At 45.8% G+C, this 18,479-nt stretch carries 12 protein-coding genes; 2 read left to right on the forward strand and 10 right to left on the reverse strand.

All coding sequences use genetic code 11. The annotated features are described in order from the left end of the window. Window positions 1–40 precede the first annotated feature (40 nt). From G395_RS0103245 to G395_RS0103255, 3 genes are all read right to left on the reverse strand, one after another. Window positions 41–2,344, reverse strand: a complete 2,304-nt coding sequence (locus tag G395_RS0103245) for a DUF1549 domain-containing protein (protein ID WP_229204004.1) — start codon at window positions 2,342–2,344, stop codon at window positions 41–43. Between the two features lie 331 nt (window positions 2,345–2,675). After that, window positions 2,676–4,184, reverse strand: coding sequence for a RagB/SusD family nutrient uptake outer membrane protein (locus G395_RS0103250; protein WP_026628761.1), 1,509 nt, complete (start codon window positions 4,182–4,184; stop codon window positions 2,676–2,678). 11 nt (window positions 4,185–4,195) lie between these two features. Next, window positions 4,196–7,429, reverse strand: coding sequence for a SusC/RagA family TonB-linked outer membrane protein (locus tag G395_RS0103255; RefSeq protein WP_084439375.1), 3,234 nt, complete (start codon window positions 7,427–7,429; stop codon window positions 4,196–4,198). Window positions 7,430–7,739: 310 nt separating this feature from the next. On the opposite strand from G395_RS0103255, the gene G395_RS0103265 reads away from it, so the two are divergent. Continuing rightward, window positions 7,740–9,653 (forward strand): T9SS type B sorting domain-containing protein, encoded by a 1,914-nt coding sequence (locus tag G395_RS0103265; protein WP_026628763.1) that lies wholly within the window; start codon window positions 7,740–7,742, stop codon window positions 9,651–9,653. Window positions 9,654–9,698: 45 nt separating this feature from the next. Here the strand turns inward: G395_RS0103265 and G395_RS0103270 are convergent, their stop codons facing one another. Both G395_RS0103270 and G395_RS0103275 read right to left on the reverse strand, forming a co-directional pair. Continuing rightward, window positions 9,699–10,133 carry a helix-turn-helix transcriptional regulator gene (locus G395_RS0103270; RefSeq protein WP_026628764.1) on the reverse strand — a complete coding sequence of 145 codons (435 nt, stop codon included), beginning with the start codon at window positions 10,131–10,133 and terminating at the stop codon, window positions 9,699–9,701. A gap of 232 nt (window positions 10,134–10,365) precedes the next feature. Further along, window positions 10,366–11,181 (reverse strand): 2,3,4,5-tetrahydropyridine-2,6-dicarboxylate N-succinyltransferase, encoded by an 816-nt coding sequence (locus tag G395_RS0103275; protein WP_026628765.1) that lies wholly within the window; start codon window positions 11,179–11,181, stop codon window positions 10,366–10,368. A gap of 410 nt (window positions 11,182–11,591) precedes the next feature. Here G395_RS0103275 and gap point away from each other — a divergent pair, with 410 nt between their 5' ends. Continuing rightward, the gene (gene gap / locus G395_RS0103280; protein ID WP_026628766.1) at window positions 11,592–12,605 is read left to right on the forward strand and encodes a type I glyceraldehyde-3-phosphate dehydrogenase; all 1,014 of its coding nucleotides are present in this window, start codon (window positions 11,592–11,594) and stop codon (window positions 12,603–12,605) included. Between the two features lie 59 nt (window positions 12,606–12,664). Here gap and trmB read toward each other — a convergent pair whose 3' ends face one another. The 5 genes from trmB to G395_RS0103305 form a co-directional block, all read right to left on the reverse strand. Continuing rightward, window positions 12,665–13,324: a tRNA (guanosine(46)-N7)-methyltransferase TrmB gene (trmB, locus tag G395_RS0103285; protein ID WP_026628767.1), complete on the reverse strand. Its 660-nt coding sequence runs from the start codon at window positions 13,322–13,324 to the stop codon at window positions 12,665–12,667. Window positions 13,325–13,340: 16 nt separating this feature from the next. Next, window positions 13,341–14,642, reverse strand: a complete 1,302-nt coding sequence (locus G395_RS0103290; protein ID WP_026628768.1) for a bifunctional folylpolyglutamate synthase/dihydrofolate synthase — start codon at window positions 14,640–14,642, stop codon at window positions 13,341–13,343. 8 nt (window positions 14,643–14,650) lie between these two features. Next, a complete protein-coding gene (locus tag G395_RS0103295) occupies window positions 14,651–15,577 on the reverse strand; it encodes a hypothetical protein (protein WP_026628769.1) in 927 nt (308 codons plus the stop codon). 105 nt (window positions 15,578–15,682) lie between these two features. Further along, window positions 15,683–16,774, reverse strand: a complete 1,092-nt coding sequence (locus G395_RS0103300; protein WP_026628770.1) for an HU domain-containing protein — start codon at window positions 16,772–16,774, stop codon at window positions 15,683–15,685. Between the two features lie 28 nt (window positions 16,775–16,802). Beyond that, a complete protein-coding gene (locus G395_RS0103305; RefSeq protein WP_035360345.1) occupies window positions 16,803–18,473 on the reverse strand; it encodes a TonB-dependent receptor in 1,671 nt (556 codons plus the stop codon). Window positions 18,474–18,479 lie beyond the last annotated feature (6 nt).

An 18,479-nucleotide genomic window follows, 5' to 3' on the forward strand; every position in this document is an offset into this window, starting at 1 on the left:
AATTGATTTATGCTTTTGAAAAATACTTAACATTTAAATCTTAATAAATTAACTGAAACTCGGGAACGAGCGCTATCGCCCAAACCAAATCCTGAATACTCTCCTCATTCGGTGCCGGGCCCAGGATTCGTTTTGCTGCTGCGAGCTCTTTTGCGAGCGGTGTCCGTCCCAATGCATTCTGATAAAGCGCTGTGACGAGTGAATCAGAAGTTGGATATTTCTCCTTCCAGATCTTCGAGCCTTCCTTCAATGTGTTCGTGAATTTGCTCCCATTTGTTAACTCCAATGCCTGCAATAAATTGGCTTGCGAAGTCCGTGAAGTGCTCACCGTTTCCCGGTTCGGGCGACCGAGTGAAGTCTGGAACGGGTCGTTTTTTACGAAGGCCGCGCGGGCAAATGGCAGGCGTTTCTTGATATCTTTTGGAAGCAGTTTATACACAATCGCCGAGTCAGCATACATGGGGTTGAACGCCGTGCTGATGGCGTCGGAGAACTGCTCGGCGGTGAGCCTTCTTCTTACCATGCCGGTGAACTTGTAGTCATTGGCCATAATGTCGGCTGCCTCCTTAACAGATGAGGAAGGAAGCTGATATGTCCTTGATGTGACAATAGTGTAGATCAATTTTTTCATGTCGTAACCATTGGCAACGAAATCGGAGGAAAGCCAGTCGAGAAGGTCTTCACTCCATGGCATGTTGTCCATCATGTCCACCGGTTCGACAATGCCGCGGCCGAGTAGTTGTGCCCAGACCCGGTTAACGGCAGTGCGGTAAAGCCGGCCGTCTTTGGGTTGTACCAGAAAGTCGGCGAGTTCGCGCAATCTTTTTTCGGTGCTTGCATTCACGCTGATCTCACCCAGTTCCGGGAAGAGCATTTTTGTTCCGGCTATTGTTCCGGTCGGTTTGTCGCAGCGGTTAATTTCAAGTAATGTATCAGCGAAGATGTTCGCGAATGCGTAAGAGTCGGCGAGCTTCCAGTCGCTGATGAAACTGTCGTGGCACGACGCACATTTCAGATTAAGTCCCAGGAAAATCTGCGACACATTCTGCGCGGCCTGCATTTCGGTGCGCTGACTGGAATTGATCGTCCCACGCCATTTGATTCCCTTAATAAAACCTTCCGAACCTTTGACGGGGCTGATCAGCTCTTTCACAAACCAGTTGTAAGGCTTGTTAACCTGCAAGGATGAGTAGAGCCATTTGGTAATGTCAAACCTGCCACCCGTAATGTATCCCGTTCCCGAATAGTCGTTCCGCAGCGCATCATTCCAGAACGACATCCAATGCTGGGCATAGTCATCTGAACGGTTCAGGAGTTCTTTTGCCAGCAATTCTCTTTTATTGGGCCGTTCGTCCGCAACGAATGCTTCCACCTTTTCAGGCGGCGGCAATAAACCGATAATGTCCAGGTAAACCCTGCGAATGTAAATGCGATCATTCACCGCCGGTTTCCAGGCAATTTTGTTTTTTTGAAAATACGCATTGACCAAACGGTCTACCGGAAGGACGATGTCGCCGCTCGGAGCCGGAAGGACCGGCATCCGCGGTTCAAGGGCAGCGACGCGATAAATGCTTTTCTGCTTGCCATCCGGCCATAATGCGCCTTTCTCAACCCAGTATTTAAGCACTTTGATTTCTCTTTCAGTAAGCCGCTTGCCTTTGGTCGGCATGGCTTCTTTATCGCCTTTGGGAAGGGAAATGCGCCTGATTATCTCGCTTTTATCAGGGTGATTGGGAACAACGACAACGCCATTCTCTCCCCCTTTCATGATTGCATCCTTGCTGTCCAGCCGCAAATCGCCTTTGGATTTTGCTTCGCCATGGCAGCTGTAACAATTATGAGCTAAAATTGTCCTGACTTCCACACTCAGGTCCTGAACCTGCTGCGGGTTAAGCGCACCATTGTTCGTAAGCACAAAGTCCGCGGGATCTTCGTTAGACTGTTCCTGCTCTGGCTCCAAAGAAGATGGCATGACGCTGGTAAGGTAATCGTCTCCGTGCGTGATCATGGCACCATAGTGGCCCGCCAGGGAAACACCAAAAACGGTCACGAAAAGCAGGGCTCGGTAAATGTTCCTGTTGGCATTGCGTAGCGAAATCGTCGCCAGGATAGCCAGCGCTAATGTAATGAAGCCGGCCCACCGGTGTATTTCAAATGTCTCGCCCTGGGATTGTTCTGCGTCCGACAGTAACAAACCGAATGTGACAGATAAAGCGGCGCTTGCAACGCCGATCCATGTCATAATGTTGACCGCGTCACGCAGGCGTGCTGATTTTCGTTTCCAGTCTATTAATTCCAGAATCAATGCGACGAATAGCAATCCAATGGGAAAATGGACCATCATGGGATGCAATCGTCCTAAAAATTGCCAAAGCCAGAAAGTTTCGGTTGCTTCAAGTAACACAATGCGGAAGATTAGTGGATCAGGAATATGATACAGGCATTGGCCTGTAATGTTATACAATACTAGAACGAATCGGTTGTCAGACTATCCTGTTCTGTCTTGCTTAAATATTTAATTACCGGGGTTTTTTAGAAAAATTCCAATAGCAGGAAACTTGGAAGCCTATTACTCAACGAAAAAATGAATGATTTTCTTGCTAAATCAATAAGGAGAAGCCGCTCGTCATCAGCGCTTTTCCCTTTTGATTTAGCAAGAGAGATTATAAGTCACCTTAGTATCCCGGGTTCTGCGTCAACTTAGCATTGATGAGGATCTGAGGTGCAGGGACCGGCAGCAGATATTCATTTTCTGTGAAAACATAATCCGTGGAATTGAAAGGCACATTGCCCCTGTCGACGGTTGGCTTGGCCCTTTCGGCTGCTCCATGCGCATTCATGAATGCCGCCCATTCACCGGGTGTTTTTGTTCTTTTCAAATCAAACCAGCGGTGATTTTCAAATGCAAGCTCAACTCTCCTTTCTTTCAGCACCGCGGCCCGGAAATCTGCCTTGCCGGTGGCTTTTGATGCAGCCAATCCGGCACGCTTTCTGATCTGGTTCAGATAATCTGCTGCTTCGGCTGTGGGCCCGCTTTGTTCGTTGATGGACTCTGCTAACATCAATAACACATCCGAATAACGCAGAACCGGCCAGTTTGTATTGGTCCGTTGCACAATGGTGTGGGGATAGTTGTATTTGCTGACATACGGAACGGGATACACTTTGCCATCCAGCGTGAAACTGGTTTTAAGCGAAAGGTCCTTGCGCAGATCACCCGCTTCATATGCCGCAATCATATCATTGGTGGGTGAATTACGTCCTCCGTTTGCACCCGCTGAAAAACCTGTAACCGCGCCTTTCGAAACCCTGGGCGCGAACACATACTGAAAGTTGCTCTGCTCGCCCAGGTCGTTGTCTCCCTGATACTGTATCTCAAATATCGACTCCGGGCCGTTTTTCTTGGCAGGCGCAGGATCAAAGTTATCGGCATAGTTAGCATTCAAAGTATAACCGAGCTTAGTGACTTCTTTAAGCGTAGTTATGGCGTCCGCATATTTTTTAGTAGTCAGATATGTTTTGCCAAGAAGCGACAAAGCTGCGCCCTTCGTTGCCCGACCTTTGTCGCCGGATGAGGCATATTTCTCCGGCAGCAAAGCGACTGCCTCTTTCAGGTCTTTTTCAACCTGCGCCCACACATCGGCCTGTGGTGACCGGGTGAGGTCAAAAGTAGGCTCAGGAACCGCAAATGTGCTGGTTACAATCACCACATCACCGAAATACTGGACCAGATTAAAATACAGATAAGCTCTCAGGAATTTCAACTGGCCTTCAATTTCCTTTTTGGGTGTCTCCGGAATGTCCGCATCTGCGATTCGCTCCAATGTCAGGTTCGCATTGTATAAGGCGGCGTAGTAATTGTTCCAGATCGCCGCAATCTCACCGTTGCCCGAATTGACGGTTGAAAACTCAAATGCTTCCCAACCGCCCGCGCCGCCGCGATCGGACGGGTTGAGGTCAATGGTTGTGTTGTCCGTTTGAAATTCACCTGCCAGATAAGCGGTGTTGGTTATAGATTGCAACTGTGCGTAAACACCATTTAACGCTTGCTTAGCCTGTGCCTCATTTTTATAGAACAAGTCTACATTCACCTTCGTCGGATCCGTCTGGTTAAGGAAATCTTCGCCGCATGAAGCCAGAAGCAGCGGAAGTACGACCAAACCTATTGCTGTAATTTTTTTCATTTTCATGGGATTTAGAAGTTGACTTTCAGGCCTGCGGAGAATGTTCTGGGAACGGGATAAGACTCATCGTCATTGTTGAGCTCCGTTCCGCCCCTTACGCCAGCGTCAGGGTTGTTGCCCGGATATTTGGTTATCAGCAACAAATTGGCCGCATTTACGAATATCCGTGCATCAGAAAGAATGCCGTTCAACTTTGGAAGTGTGTAGCCGATCGTTACGTTTTTGATCCACATATGCGTTCCGTCATACACATAGCGCTCGCTGCTCTCGCGTGACCATTTGAAATAGTCCGTTCCGCCCTGTGAGTTTTTAGCGCCCGGATTTGAGCCGGGGTTTTCAGGAGATCGCCATCTGTCTTTGGCTTTTTCCAAAACATTGAAAACACCATCCATATTCATGGTAGACGCCTCGATGTTTCTGTAAATGTCATATTTATAGGCACCCATCAATAAAACGCTCACATCAAAACGCTTGTAATCAGCACCCACGGTCCAGGCCCAGTTAAATTTTGGGTTTGGGTTACCAATTTCGGTCATGTCCTTTGTATCATACGACACAATGCCATCGGGTCCGCCGTCGGCTGCGCCATGCAGATCCGCAAAGATCATAGCGCCCGGCACCGCACCTTCCTGCAATGGTGCGGCATCGATCTCAGCCTGTGTATTGAAGATGCCCAGTTTACGATAACCAAAGATCATCCCGATCGGACGACCCACCTGCTGAATGTTGTAACCGCCATATTGGCTTCCTTGCAGGATAAAATCATTTTGTCCACGGATGGCCAGCACTTTGTTGCGGTTGAATGTAATGTTTGCATTTGTCCTCAAATTGACCTGACCTACCTTGATGCGGTAATTAGCAGCCACTTCAATGCCCTGGTTTTCCACTTTACCGAGATTTTTCAGTGTAGAGGTGAATCCGGAAACTGCTGGAATGCTATATCCAAGAAGCATGTCATCTGTGATTTTTTTATAATATTCAACTGTGAAAACCAGCTTGTTATCGAATGTTGCGAGATCCAAACCAATGTCCAGCTGGTTGGAAGTTTCCCAGGTCAGCTCGGGGTTAGCGAAGCGCGTCACTGTTTTGCCGGAGGCCAATGTGTTGCCGAGAATGTAGTTGTTGACGCCTAGGAATGACAAACTTTCATAATTCCCATCATCACCTGCATTCTGACCGACACCAAAATTGTTGTTCGCGCTCACACGATACGTGTTATTTCCTGTCATACCCCAGCTCGCGCGCAGTTTCAGTTCTGTGAGCCAGGGTGTTTTTGGGATAAATGATTCTTCCGAAATTCTCCATCCCACAGAAGCGGCCGGGAAATTGCCAAATTTATGTCCTTCACTAAACCTGGAACTGCCTTCGCGCCGGAAAGTGGCGGAGAACAGATACTTGTCCCTGAATGCATAGTTTAACCGCGCAATGTAGGCCAGCATTGTCCATTTACGTTCCATAGAATTGGAAGAACGAATGGTTGCACTACCCAAAAACGGCGTCAGGTCGTCCGGGAATGTATTTCCGGATCCATATAAGCCCTTAACCACTTCCTGCTGCGCCGAATAACCTACCGTTGCTTCCATGCTGTGATCTTTACCAAGGGTTGGTGTATAGGTCAAAACCTGATCAGTAGCGTAGTTCTTCAACTCTTCCGCATCGTCCCGTTCTGTCGCGAGACGCGGAGGCGCACCATTTGTTCCGGTCTGCACGGGCAAGCCGATTGTCGAAGGAATGTATTCCTTATAGGTGTTGTAGTTGATCTTGGCATTGACAGAAGATCTGAATTTGAGTCCTTTGGCAATGTTGAGTTCTACGTAACCGCTTGCAAGCACATCCGCAATGTTCCTGTTCCTGTTGATGTTTTTGAGCATATACAGCGGGTTGGGAAAGCCGAAAATGTCACCGACGCCATTGTAATAAGGAATCAGCTCACCCTTTTCGTCATAGGCCGGATAGCGTGGATCGGCAATCAATGTTAAGCCAACCTGCGCATTACGGCCGTCGGTGCTGGACAAACTGGACCGCGAGTAACTTCCGGCAATGTTCATCCCGATGGTAATAAACTTGTTCACTTCACCGGCGAGATTGGTGCGTAATGATGCGCGGTCGTATCCAGTGTACTGCAAAGCACCGTCTTCCTTGTAATAACCGGCAGAAACAACAGACTTAATCGGACCTTTTCCGGACGATAATGTTAGGTTAATGTCTTTGTAAGGTGCATTATTATGCAAAATCAAGTCAAACCAGTTGGTCGAATATTTTGTGTCTGCTGGATTTCTGAAATCAATGGGGATCTCCGATTCTTCGGGTTGCTTTTTATTAGCTAGAACATATCGCCCTATGAAAACCTCTCGCTTAAATTGCGCGAAGTCCTGTCCGTTCAGCACCTTGGTTTTGCGGCTTTCCGGAACATTCTGGATGCCATAATCTACTGATATATTGAGATTTGTCTTTCCATCTTTGGCAGATTTAGTTGTGATCAAGACCACGCCATTGGAACCGCGTGCGCCGTAGATGGCAGTTGCAGCCGCATCTTTCAGGATGGATATGGTTTCAATGTCGTTGGGGTTCAGGTTCTGCCCGGCTGATATGCCGACGGGAAATCCGTCAATCACATACAACGGATCACTTCCTGCGCCTAATGAGCTAATCCCGCGCACTTTCACTTCAAATTGCTGCCCCGGCGTTCCGCTTTTCTGTTTAATAATAACACCCGGAGCTTGTCCTTGCAGCATCCGGGTAACATTGGACTTGGGCACTTCACCAATATCCTCCATACTGATCACCGACACCGCCGAAGTAATGTCGCGCTTGCGTTGCGTACCGTAACCAACCACGACCACTTCTTCCAATGCCTTGGTATCAACCAGCAATTCCACATCCACAGCCGATTGATTTCCCACTATAATCTCTTTTGGTACGTACCCGACGAAGGAAAAGACCAAAACATTTTCCCCAGTTTCCGGAATGTTCAGACTATAACTCCCCTCCGAATCGGTTACGGTTCCGGTACTGGAACCTTTGAGGATGACACTTACTCCGGGCAGGCCCAGCCCTTTGTCATCGGCCACTTTTCCTTTAATGGAGCGGTCTGCTACCATAGCAAAGCGTCCCTTAAAGTGGTTCGAGGCTGTTCCTGCTTCTGAGCTCCCGGTTAGGGCAGCACCAACCAGAATTTGGCTCAGCGCTATCTTCCCAAATAGCCGTAGACAAATGCCCAGTCTTGATTGTCGAATTTCATTCATACGCTAAGGTGTTTAAGAGTTGAAAAGATGAGACGACTTATGAAAATTTTGATTGGAGGGCTGCTTGATCTTGCTGCTGCACATGAATCATTACTTAATAAATGCAATAAATGATTCGAATTGTATTAATCGCAATAGTATGCGGAATTCGATTTCATACTGTCCTGCACTGTCCGGTAATGCATCAAAATTGGACGTGAGAAGTATTTTATTTGAAATTCCCATTATCAATTTTTTTGGCTGCCTGCTATAGCATTTGCTTGGCAATCATTAATTTTATGCGAACGTAGGGGACTTAACAGTTGGGTTGATGGTAAGATATTTACGAAAGTTTTTGTGGTTTCTACCACTGTTAATTCTTCTTTCATTGCAAGCAAATGCCGATCATATCGTCGGAGGCGAGCTTTTGATGCGTCCGCTTGCTAATGCTGGGAATTTTGAAATTACGCTGATTCAGTTCTGGGACAAGAATAATTTGGTAGAACCGTCGCCCGACGGAAACGGAAACCGGGATGCAGCAGCGGATGTTTACATCTATCGGAAGCGTGACAACAATTTTATGCAGCAGGTCCGCGTGCGCTACCTATCTTCTGAAATCATCCAATATCAAAACAAAGCATGCGCAAGTGCCCGGTCGTTAAGCACCGTGATTGGCACTTATAAGGGAACTGTTACATTGCCCGAGCAGGACTATAATGATCCGGAGGGTTATTATATTGTTTGGGAAAGATGTTGCCGTAATACGGACGTCAACAACATTAAGTATCCCGGAGAGATGGGTATGGTGTTCTACCTTGAATTTCCACCCGTTACCACCCGCAATACTTCTCCGACGTTTTCAGCTCCCAATGGTCAATATATCTGTAGTAACCGGGCGTTTTCAATGAACATGTCAGCGTCCGATCCGGATGGTGACGAACTTCGCTACGCTTTGGTAACGCCATACAGGGGTTACACAACGCCTAATATGATTAATGGCAATAACGCTCCGAAATCAGGCTACCCGCTTGTAGATTGGGAAAATGGGATTTCTTTATCCAATATTATTCCTGGCCCGCGCCCGCTGGCTATCGACAAGACTGGAAAACTCACCGTGACGGCAAACCGGCTGGGCTTGTATGTGTTTGCAGTGGAGGTGGAAGAATACAGAAATGGCAAAAAAATTGGTGTGATCCGGAGAGACTTTCAGCTGCTTGTGATCGATTGCAATGATGATCAGCCGGAGCAGCCGGTGATTATGCTGAATGCCTCGCCTGTTACTGAGGTTTCCTTTTGCCCTGAACGGCCCGTTACATTACAAACGGAAAGTTCAGCCGATTGGTCATATCAATGGCAGCGCAACGGCTCAAACATTCCCGGTGCCACGGAAGCGGCCATCGCCGTGAGTGACACGGGTGTTTACTCGGTGATAAAAAGCTACACTCAGAAATGTTCGCGGGATACATCGTCACTAATGGTCAATGTTTCCCTTGCTCCACCCATTGAGGCAATTATTTCGGCGGATAAAAATATCATTTGCGAGGGTGAGGTTGCAAAATTGGTTGCTAACGGAGGAAGTGTTAAGAATGGACTGGTACTTTCATGGAGCAGAGACAACGCGGTCCTGAATGAGAAGCAGAGCACATTGGAAGCGAAAGATTCCGGATCTTACTCTCTCCTAATATCAGATGAAGCAACCGGATGCACTGGCTCGGATACGATACTGATAGCAAAAGAATCCGTTTCCGTAACGCTCCCGGCAAGAAAGGGCGTAGTGGAAGGCTCCAAAGTTACATTGCAGCCTAGGGTTGAACCTTCTGAACCGAATGAATATAAGTATTTGTGGTCACCACCGGATGGCTTGGTGTCGGTAAATGACGAACGTGATGCCGTTGTTGGCCCGCTCGTTGATACACGTTATACTATTGTTGTAGAATCTGAAAATGGGTGTAAGGCCGAAGCATCGACGGAAGTTTATGTGATTGCTAAAATGCATATTCCTACCTCGTTTACACCAAACGACGATGGCCATAATGATCGTTTTGAAATATTCAACGCCAAAGATCAGATCGTTGAAATACGTATTTACAATCGATGGGGAGAGGTAATTTATGGCTCTCAGGGTTATCAGGAGCCCTGGAACGGAAAATACAAAGACAATACGCCAGTTCCGGCAGGAAGCTATCCGTATATGATCAAAACCGCCGAAACGAGCCTGACGGGGACTATTCTGCTGCTTAAATAGAATCGACTAAATTAGTGGCAGAATATCTAACGTTGTTAAAAGGTTCTATTTTACTTCCTCAAACGTTCCATCTGAGTAGAATATAAGAATTTTTTCAATCCGGCGAGTATCGGACGTGTTGTTAGCTGAGATCGGCAACGGGCCATTAAAATACCTATTACCTGCACCTGATTTCGAAGCAAGGCTTGAATCCCGTGCCGCCTGACTTTTATCGGTTGTGGGTGTTTCTAAATGGCTGGATTGACTGGTCGCTAAAAATTCAGAAGAGGCGATTGGAAGCTCTTCACCATCCAATATCCAATTTGTTCCCATTTCAGGGAAGCGCTTGACAATCTTCTGTACAATATCAAGGCTTGGTTTGTTACGTCCTGCAAGAATGTGGGACATGCTGGATCGCTGGATGCCGATCTCATCCGCGAATATGGAAGGCGACATATTTTTGTCAGCCAGAATCTGCTTGATTTTATCATTTAAATCCATGTAATGCTCAGTTTACAATGTTACATGCAAGTTATTAAATGCAATTGTTATTTACAAATATTAAGTTTAATAATGTAACATGAGTGCAGTGAACTATTTATTAATGTAAACAATATGCTATTTACATTAATAAATGGCATCATATATAGCTTCTTGTAGGCATTCAAACATTTGGAACACAAAAAAAGAGCGTTACCAGGATAACGCTCTTCATTAATATCAATTTATCAACTTAAACTGTCACATTGTTTTCACGCAATGCATCGTTTAAGGATGTTTTAAGATCAGTGCTGGCTTTGCGTTTTCCGATGATCAATGCACAAGGAACATGATAGGTTCCCGAGGCGAATTCCTTTGGAAGGGTTCCGGGGATAACCACTGAGTCTGCCGGAACAAAACCTTTGTACTCCACGGGCTCAGAGCCTGTTACGTCTATGATCTTGGAGCTTCCGGTAATCGTTACGCCTGCCCCCAGAACGGCCCTTTTACCAATATGCGCTCCTTCTACCACAATGCAACGTGAACCAATGAACGCACCATCTTCTATAATAACAGGTGCAGCTTGTACAGGTTCCAGCACGCCGCCAATCCCTACGCCACCGCTCAGGTGAACGTGCTTGCCGATCTGTGCACAGCTTCCGACAGTTGCCCAGGTGTCAACCATTGTGCCTTCATCAATGTACGCGCCAATGTTAACGTACGACGGCATCAGTACAACACCTTTCGATATGTATGCACCGTAGCGCGCAACGGCTGGTGGTACAACTCTGACGCCTAATTTGTCATAACCTGTCTTCAGTTTCATTTTATCATGATACTCGAAGATGCCAACCTCGCTAACGGACATCTGTTGAATAGGAAAATATAAAATGATGGCTTTTTTCAGCGCTTCATTTACCTTCCATGAACCATCTTCCTGCGGTTCGGCCACACGTAGTCTGCCTTTATCGACTTCCTCAATGACTTCCTTGATGTAATTCACGGCGGCAGGATCCTTTAATAATTCCCGGTCTGACCAATAAGACTCAATCTTTTCTGCAACAAACATGTTTAAGTAATGGATTAGTTAAAGTGTTTTAAAGTACTGTATTATAGTTAGTTATGCGATATTGTAAAATCAAAGCTGAAAAAAAGCGGTTATCACCAAATCTTTAAAATAGACAATATTTCACCCCAAAGTCTGCTGGATAGGTGTCCGCTATGGTGAAGTCAGCTGCCCTACCCTCGCAGACAAATATAAAGACATAAATCAAACAGAGTAAACAAATTGCACAGAAATAAATACTAATAGATTTAGTAAAAATTCAGATCTACTAACAATAATAGTATTTGCTTAATTTTACTAATATAATTAGTGATCAGAAAATTGATCTTTGACTGACTTTTTTACGCAAATCCTTTAAATAAGGGCACATTTTTGTTAATTTCGCGTCAGTAATAAACAATCACTAGAAAGACATGTCTAAAGTAAAAGTTGCTATCAATGGATTCGGCCGGATCGGCCGTCTGGTTTACCGTCAGATTTATAATATGGAAGGCATCGATATAGTTGCTATCAATGACCTTACCAGCCCAAAAGTACTGGCCCACCTGCTTAAATATGACACTGCCCATGGCCGTTTTGATGCTGATGTAAAATCTACTGACAATTCAGTTGTTGTCAACGGAGAAAATATCGCAATATATGCACAACGTGACCCTGCTCAAATTCCCTGGGCATCACATGAAGTAGACGTTGTTCTGGAATGTACAGGTTTCTTTACAAGCCAGGAGTCTGCAAGTGCGCACATTAAAGCTGGTGCGAAAAAAGTGGTTATCTCCGCTCCTGCTACCGGCGACCTGAAAACAATCGTCTTCAATGTGAATCATGACATTCTGGACGGTTCTGAAACCATCATCAGCGGTGCTTCTTGTACAACCAACTGCCTTGCGCCAATGGCTCAGGTGTTGGAAGAGAAATACGGCATCGTGAATGGTTTGATGACCACCATCCATGCATATACAAATGATCAGAACACACAAGATGCACCGCATCCAAAAGGTGATTTGAGAAGAGCTCGTGCAGCTGCACAGAATATCGTTCCTAACAGCACGGGTGCTGCGAAAGCAATCGGGCTTGTTCTTCCTGCATTGAAAGGAAAACTGGACGGTTCTGCACAACGTGTACCAACATTGACTGGTTCATTGACTGAATTAACTGTTATTCTTGGAAAAGAAACATCGGTTGAAGAGATCAATGCTGCTATGAAAGAGGCATCTAACGAAAGCTACGGATACACAGAAGATGAAATCGTGAGCAGCGACATCATCGGTATCAACTACGGATCACTTTTCGACGCTACGCAAACAAGAGTTCAGAAAGTTGGTGATACACAGATCGTTAGAACTGTGGCTTGGTACGACAATGAAATGTCTTACGTATCTCAATTGGTAAGAACAGTTTACTACTTCGCAAGCCTGATCGGCAAGTAAGAAATAGATGAGCATAAAGAAAACGGCCTTTTTATCGATTGATAAAAAGGCCGTTTTCTTTAAGAGACAACTGCTTTAATGTATTTGATCGTATATCCTTTCGATACAAATATGCTTTCATAATGTGTCTTGACCCCATAATGCTCGTCGTGCAGATGCGACTCGTAAAGATCGGCCGTGTGTTCGATGATCGTAAAGCTTCCCGATTCGCTCAGCTTTTCAAGACTGTACTCGTATAGGAAGGTGCTGTCTGTTTTCAGGTAAAACCTGCCTCCTGGCTTTAAGTATTTTGCATAGCGCGCTAGGAATTCAGCATTTGTCAGCCTTTTGTTCTCGTCCCGATCCCTAACCTGCGGATCCGGATGAATAAGCCAGATCTCACCGAGCTCATTGTCTTCAAAAAATTCATCTGCATACTGGATGCCTGCCCGCAAAAAGGCAACATTAGTGAGTTTGTTCTCAGTCGCAATGAGACTGCCCCTTGCGATGCGGTCTCCCTTGATATCCATCCCGATGAAGTTCTTTTCCGGGAACTGCTTGCCTAATCCAATGGTGTATTCACCCTTCCCACAGGCAAGCTCAACGACAACGGGGTGATCATTTTCAAAGTATAAACTATTCCAATGGCCTTTGATTTGGGTATATAAGGGTTTTCCTGCTTCAATAACATTCGCGGCGTCGGCGCTAAACTTGTAGTGTTCTAACTTTCTTCTGGTCATTCTATTCAATAATCGATTACAAATCTTTGATGTCGGCCACTACAAAAGTGCTTCCACCCACGTAGATAGTGTCCTGTGGATCGGACTCGGCAATTGCAGTATCCAATGCATCATTCACATTCAAAAAACCCCTTCCTTCCAGGCCATAGGAAGCGGCCAGCTGTGTCAGCTCTTTGACATCCAGTGCACGCAAATTGGACGGCTGACAAAAGTAAAATACGCCGTCTGAGGGAAATAATTGCAGCATGGAAGTGATGTCCTTATCGCCAACAAAGCCCACAACAAAACGCTGCGCGCCGGTTGCGACGCTTTCAAACTGCTCCAATGCGGACGCTAATCCGGCGGTATTATGGCCGGTATCGCAATAAACATCCGGCTTTTCGCGGAGCTTTTGCCAGCGCCCTTTTAAGCCTGTAATTTTGGTGACAGCCGAAAGAGCCGCCCTTACTTGCGAGTCAGAAAGCGTCCAACCCATTTCTCTTAATGTCTGAATTGCTGCTACAACGCCTGCAATGTTCTTTAGCTGATAAGCACCGGTAAGGTCTAAACGCAATCCTTCAAAGATACTCGTAAGCGTTTCTTTTTCAATTACATCTACTTCCAACAAGCCATCCCGAAGACTTTTTTTCTGCACATTATACTGTTCTGACGCATATATAATCGGTGCATCCACATTTAGGGCTGCATTGGAAAGAACACGACTGATAGAGTCAGACTGCTTTTCACTGACTATAACTGGAATGTTTGGTTTAATTATGCCAGCCTTCTCAGCGGCTATTTCTTCCAGCGTCTCGCCTAAATACTGCGTGTGATCCAGGCTGATGTTGGTGATTATGGACAGTTCTGGTGTTATAATGTTGGTTGAGTCCAGCCTTCCGCCCATCCCAACCTCGATTACCGCAACATCCACTTCCATTTTTGAGAAATACGAAAATGCCATGGCAACAGTCGCTTCAAAGAATGAAGGCGACAATCTTTCAATGTTAGATTTATTTTCACTGATAAAGTCAATAATGAACTCTTCTGTTACAAAGTGACCATTAACCCGGATTCTTTCCCGAAAATCCTTTAAATGGGGTGATGTGTAGAGCCCAACCTTATAACCCGCGTGTTGCAACATAGCAGCAAGCATATGAGATGTGCTCCCTTTGCCATTAGTTCCGCCAATATGGATGGTTGGGTAATGATTCTGGGGATCTCCGAGAAAATTACAAAGCTCCCGGGTAGTATGAAGGCCCGGCTTAAAAGCACGGGCCCCAATGTTCTGAAAAACCGGCAAGCGGCTATACAGATAATCCAATGTTTCCTGGTAATTCATTCTGAAGACTATTGGGAACGGATTTTAAATGTGATCGTTCCTACCGATTCGTCTGGCACGTTTGATGACTTTGGGATAAAGGTCAAATCGCGCACTGCGCTTTTGTATTTATTAACAACTGAATAATCGGTAACTGTTGTGTTCTGCGTGATAATGCTCTTCACACGGCCATTCTTATCTACGGTGATCTTGAATGTAATATCGCCCGTAGCATCCGAATTATCATCCACAACCGGCCTTCTCGACCAGCTCCAACCGGATAGGCTTAACCCTACCGCCGTTCCGCCACCGCCGCCTTCACCCTTATATGTCTTGGCAAACAAGCTTCCTGTTTTAGAACCCTTGTCACCTACGCCGTCTGCATCATCGCCATTGTTATTGCCACCCACGCCGCTTTTTGTACCATTTGTGCCATTGCTTCCTGACTTGCTTCCGGATGATTTTGTAAACAATGCATCCTTATTTACCGCCTTTTCAGGAGTCGGCTTGGCAGCCGGGGCAGATGAAGCTTCTGAACCGGTCGATTTCTTGCTCTCATTCTTCTCAGGCGCTTCCACCGGGCTCTCAGCTTTGGATGTAATTACAGGCTTCTCAGCAACCGTTTTTGTGGGTTTCACCGGCTCAATCTTCGGAGGAGTCGGCGGTGTTGGTTTGGGTGTCGCAACGGACTTAACTTTTTTCACCTCATCAGCATCTGCCCGCATATTTTCAGCGACCTTGCTGTCGTTGGGTTTGTTAAACGTCTGCACATCTCCGCGGCCCACCTTATCTGTTCCGTAGTTCACTTCCACAAAAAGCTCCATAGGAGCCACTTTTGGTATTGAACTGTTCAGCCTGATAAAGAAGAATATGCCCAGCATTGCGATGGTGATCCCGATGGACATAGCCCAGGACACTGCAATTCTCTGACGATCTTCGGCTTGTAATACAATCATTATATTTGCTATTATTTTGCTATTTCAACAACGTAAAATTAAAAAAAATCGTGTGTTACGAAAAAAGGAAGCACTTTAATGCTTCCTTCTCTATGTTTATTGAGATTATTTTTTCTTGTAAACCCAGCCCGCTTCTCCGATCACTCCTTTCAATTTGTTAGAGGCGCGGTAAGCATCGGTCTCGGTGCCGTAGCCGTTTGTTGCTACCTTCACCTTCTTGCCGAACCGGTCGGGAGGCAAAATGCTGGCGTCTTCAAATCCTTTCTCTTTTAACTCTGCCAAAAGCACTTTGGCTTGCTTGATTCCTTTAAATGTTCCTGCAATCACATAGAACTTAGAAGATGATGCTCGCTCGATGGTTGCAACCGGTTCTGGCTTAACCGCCGGGATTGCAATTTTTGCTTTAACCGAATCATTCTTTAAAGGTTTCGCAGTTTCAACCGGCAAGTTGGTTACAGCGACAGAATCAGTAATTGATACCGGTTGTGCGGTTGGTTGAACAGTTTCCGGTTCAACAACGGTCGTCTCCGATTTCTCCTCATTTGTTGCTTCTGTTCTGGCAAACAACTCGGTGAACGGGTTCAATGTGCTTTGAATGTCTCCGCTTCTTGAATTAACCAAAAACACACTCAAACCGCAGATCAATGTGGCTATGGCTGCCGCAGCGGCCCATCTTACCCACTTAAATGTACCTGTTCGATCCTCTTCTGATTCAATGACTTCAACTTGTTCCTCAGCAATGTAAGTGTCTGCAACTGCAATCGGAACTATGTTTTTATCAACCTGCTTAGCCCTGATCTTCTCAAAACCATACCATTCATCTTTGAAATATTTCTCCGTGTTCGGCTCGAAAACCAGCTTACCCTCGATATTCTTGCTGAAATCCCCAATCCCCATGATCTGCGCCCGGCCGTGTTGTTCGAGGTTATGGCGAAGTTCATCCGTGTAACCTTTTACATATTCAACTGCTTCCAAATGCGACAAGCTTTCATGACGCGAAATGTAATTGGCTAAGAGTCCATCATCCAGTTTAAGAAACTCATTGAATGCCAGCTTCTTAGCAGGAGGAGAAAAAGTCTGCGACATTGAATCATAAGCAGCCGGGATCTGGTGCGAAAGCAATGCTCCGAATCCTGGAATGATTACAAATTCATATTCACCTACAAGTTTTCGGATGACTGTTTCGACTGCTATCATGAATGTTTTTTCAGTTAACTCAGCGAAGTTAAAAAGAAAACGATAATCCTCCAATAAAGTTTAGTCCTTGCTGCGGGTAATACTGGTAACGCTGATATTGCTTACCCAACACATTGTTGAGGGCTACGAATGCAGAGAAGTTCCTGGTTAACAGATAATCAATCTTGAAATTCAGGTCCGCAATAACAGGTAATTTGGTCACCTCGCCGCTCTGGAAATTTTTTGCTTTTATTCCTCTCAGCATATAAAAATCCGCTGTTACGAATAATTTTTTGCTGATCGCAAGCGCATTAAACCAGTTTAGCGTAAGATCAGGACGGTGCCAAGGCTCTTCAAGGTCTGCAACAGAGTAATCAAAGAAGTTTACTTTAACAGAGGTTTTGAACAGATCATTAAAGTTGTAACCTGCCTGACCGGAAATGCTCAGCACTTTTGTCTTGCCAGGATCGTAAATGATCGAGAATTGGGATGTGTCGGCCAGCGAATTGTTGAAATAATAAAAATTTCTGTATTGCGTGTAAGCAACTTTACCTTCATAATTGAAACCGGCAAGTCCCTCACCTTTTACCCCTGCACTGATTTCAGAGTCCTTATCAGTGTTAAGTATTTGAACGTTGGGAGCCAGCCACATGTTCTCGCCCAGCATACTTTTCAAAGTATTCCTCACCATATCTCCATTCCAGCCGGCGAAAACGTGCAGCCCGTCAAAAGGTGCAACGTCAATGTTCAGGACCGGGAATGCTTTCGTTCTGTTGATCTCCAATTCGCTGTCTGTTTCGTTGGCCACATTAATCCCCGCGGTTACCGAGAACAGGTCGGATGTGTATTTGAATGTTGGTTTTACCCGGAACAGATTCCTGTTATAAGTAAAACGGTCTACACGTTGGGTCACGAAGGCGTCTGCTTCCAATAATGCATTAAACGATTCCGATAGCGGCACGGAAGCCATTAACTTGGTCCCCCAGTCCAATTCAGAAGCTTCATAACGGTCGCGCAGTGTGTGCAGGCTCGTTTTAACGGAATAATCAACCAGCACAGAAGCATCTGTATTTTCAAAACCCAATGCTACGCCAAACCTGTTAATCGTCTGACGGATGCTGTCCCGGTTCACCTGAACAGTTTCGGGCTGTGGCTGGTAGCCGTAGAAATAGTAGTTCTTACGATCATAGTCCAGGGCTGCCTCTACCTTATACTTGCTGCGAATGTATTTACCGCCTATTCTGAAATTGGTGGATGCATTAGCAGAGTTCTTGTTATCAACCGGACCATTGGCGGCTGACAAATGTTTCAACTGCGTAGTAAAAACCAGATCTTCGGAAGGACGGCCGCCTACAAATGCTTCGCCCAGGAAACGGCCGTAGTTCCCAGCACCAAGTTTAACATAGTTATTGAGCACATCCGGTTCGTCCTTGCGTTTCTGTTCGTCCGATGAAGCTGCTACGCTTGGCGTCAGCTTTGGCGACGAAAGGTCGATTTGCGGATCAATGATCTGGTAATCAACTTTTTTCTTGCCCGTTTCACCTTTTATCGGATCTACTTTATCATACACCCGGTTTGCAGGGGCGAATTCAATGCTTTTTTCTTTTACAATCTCATAGGTCTGGCTTTCGATCTCCCCCCGTTGCGCCAGAGCGAACTGGGAAGAAAAGCCAAGTGTCAATAGAAATAAGGAAGAACGTATCGCGGTGGATTTCGTCATGAGTCT

The sequence above is a fragment of the Dyadobacter alkalitolerans DSM 23607 genome, from assembly GCF_000428845.1.
Taxonomy (GTDB): Bacteria; Bacteroidota; Bacteroidia; order Cytophagales; family Spirosomataceae; genus Dyadobacter; species Dyadobacter alkalitolerans.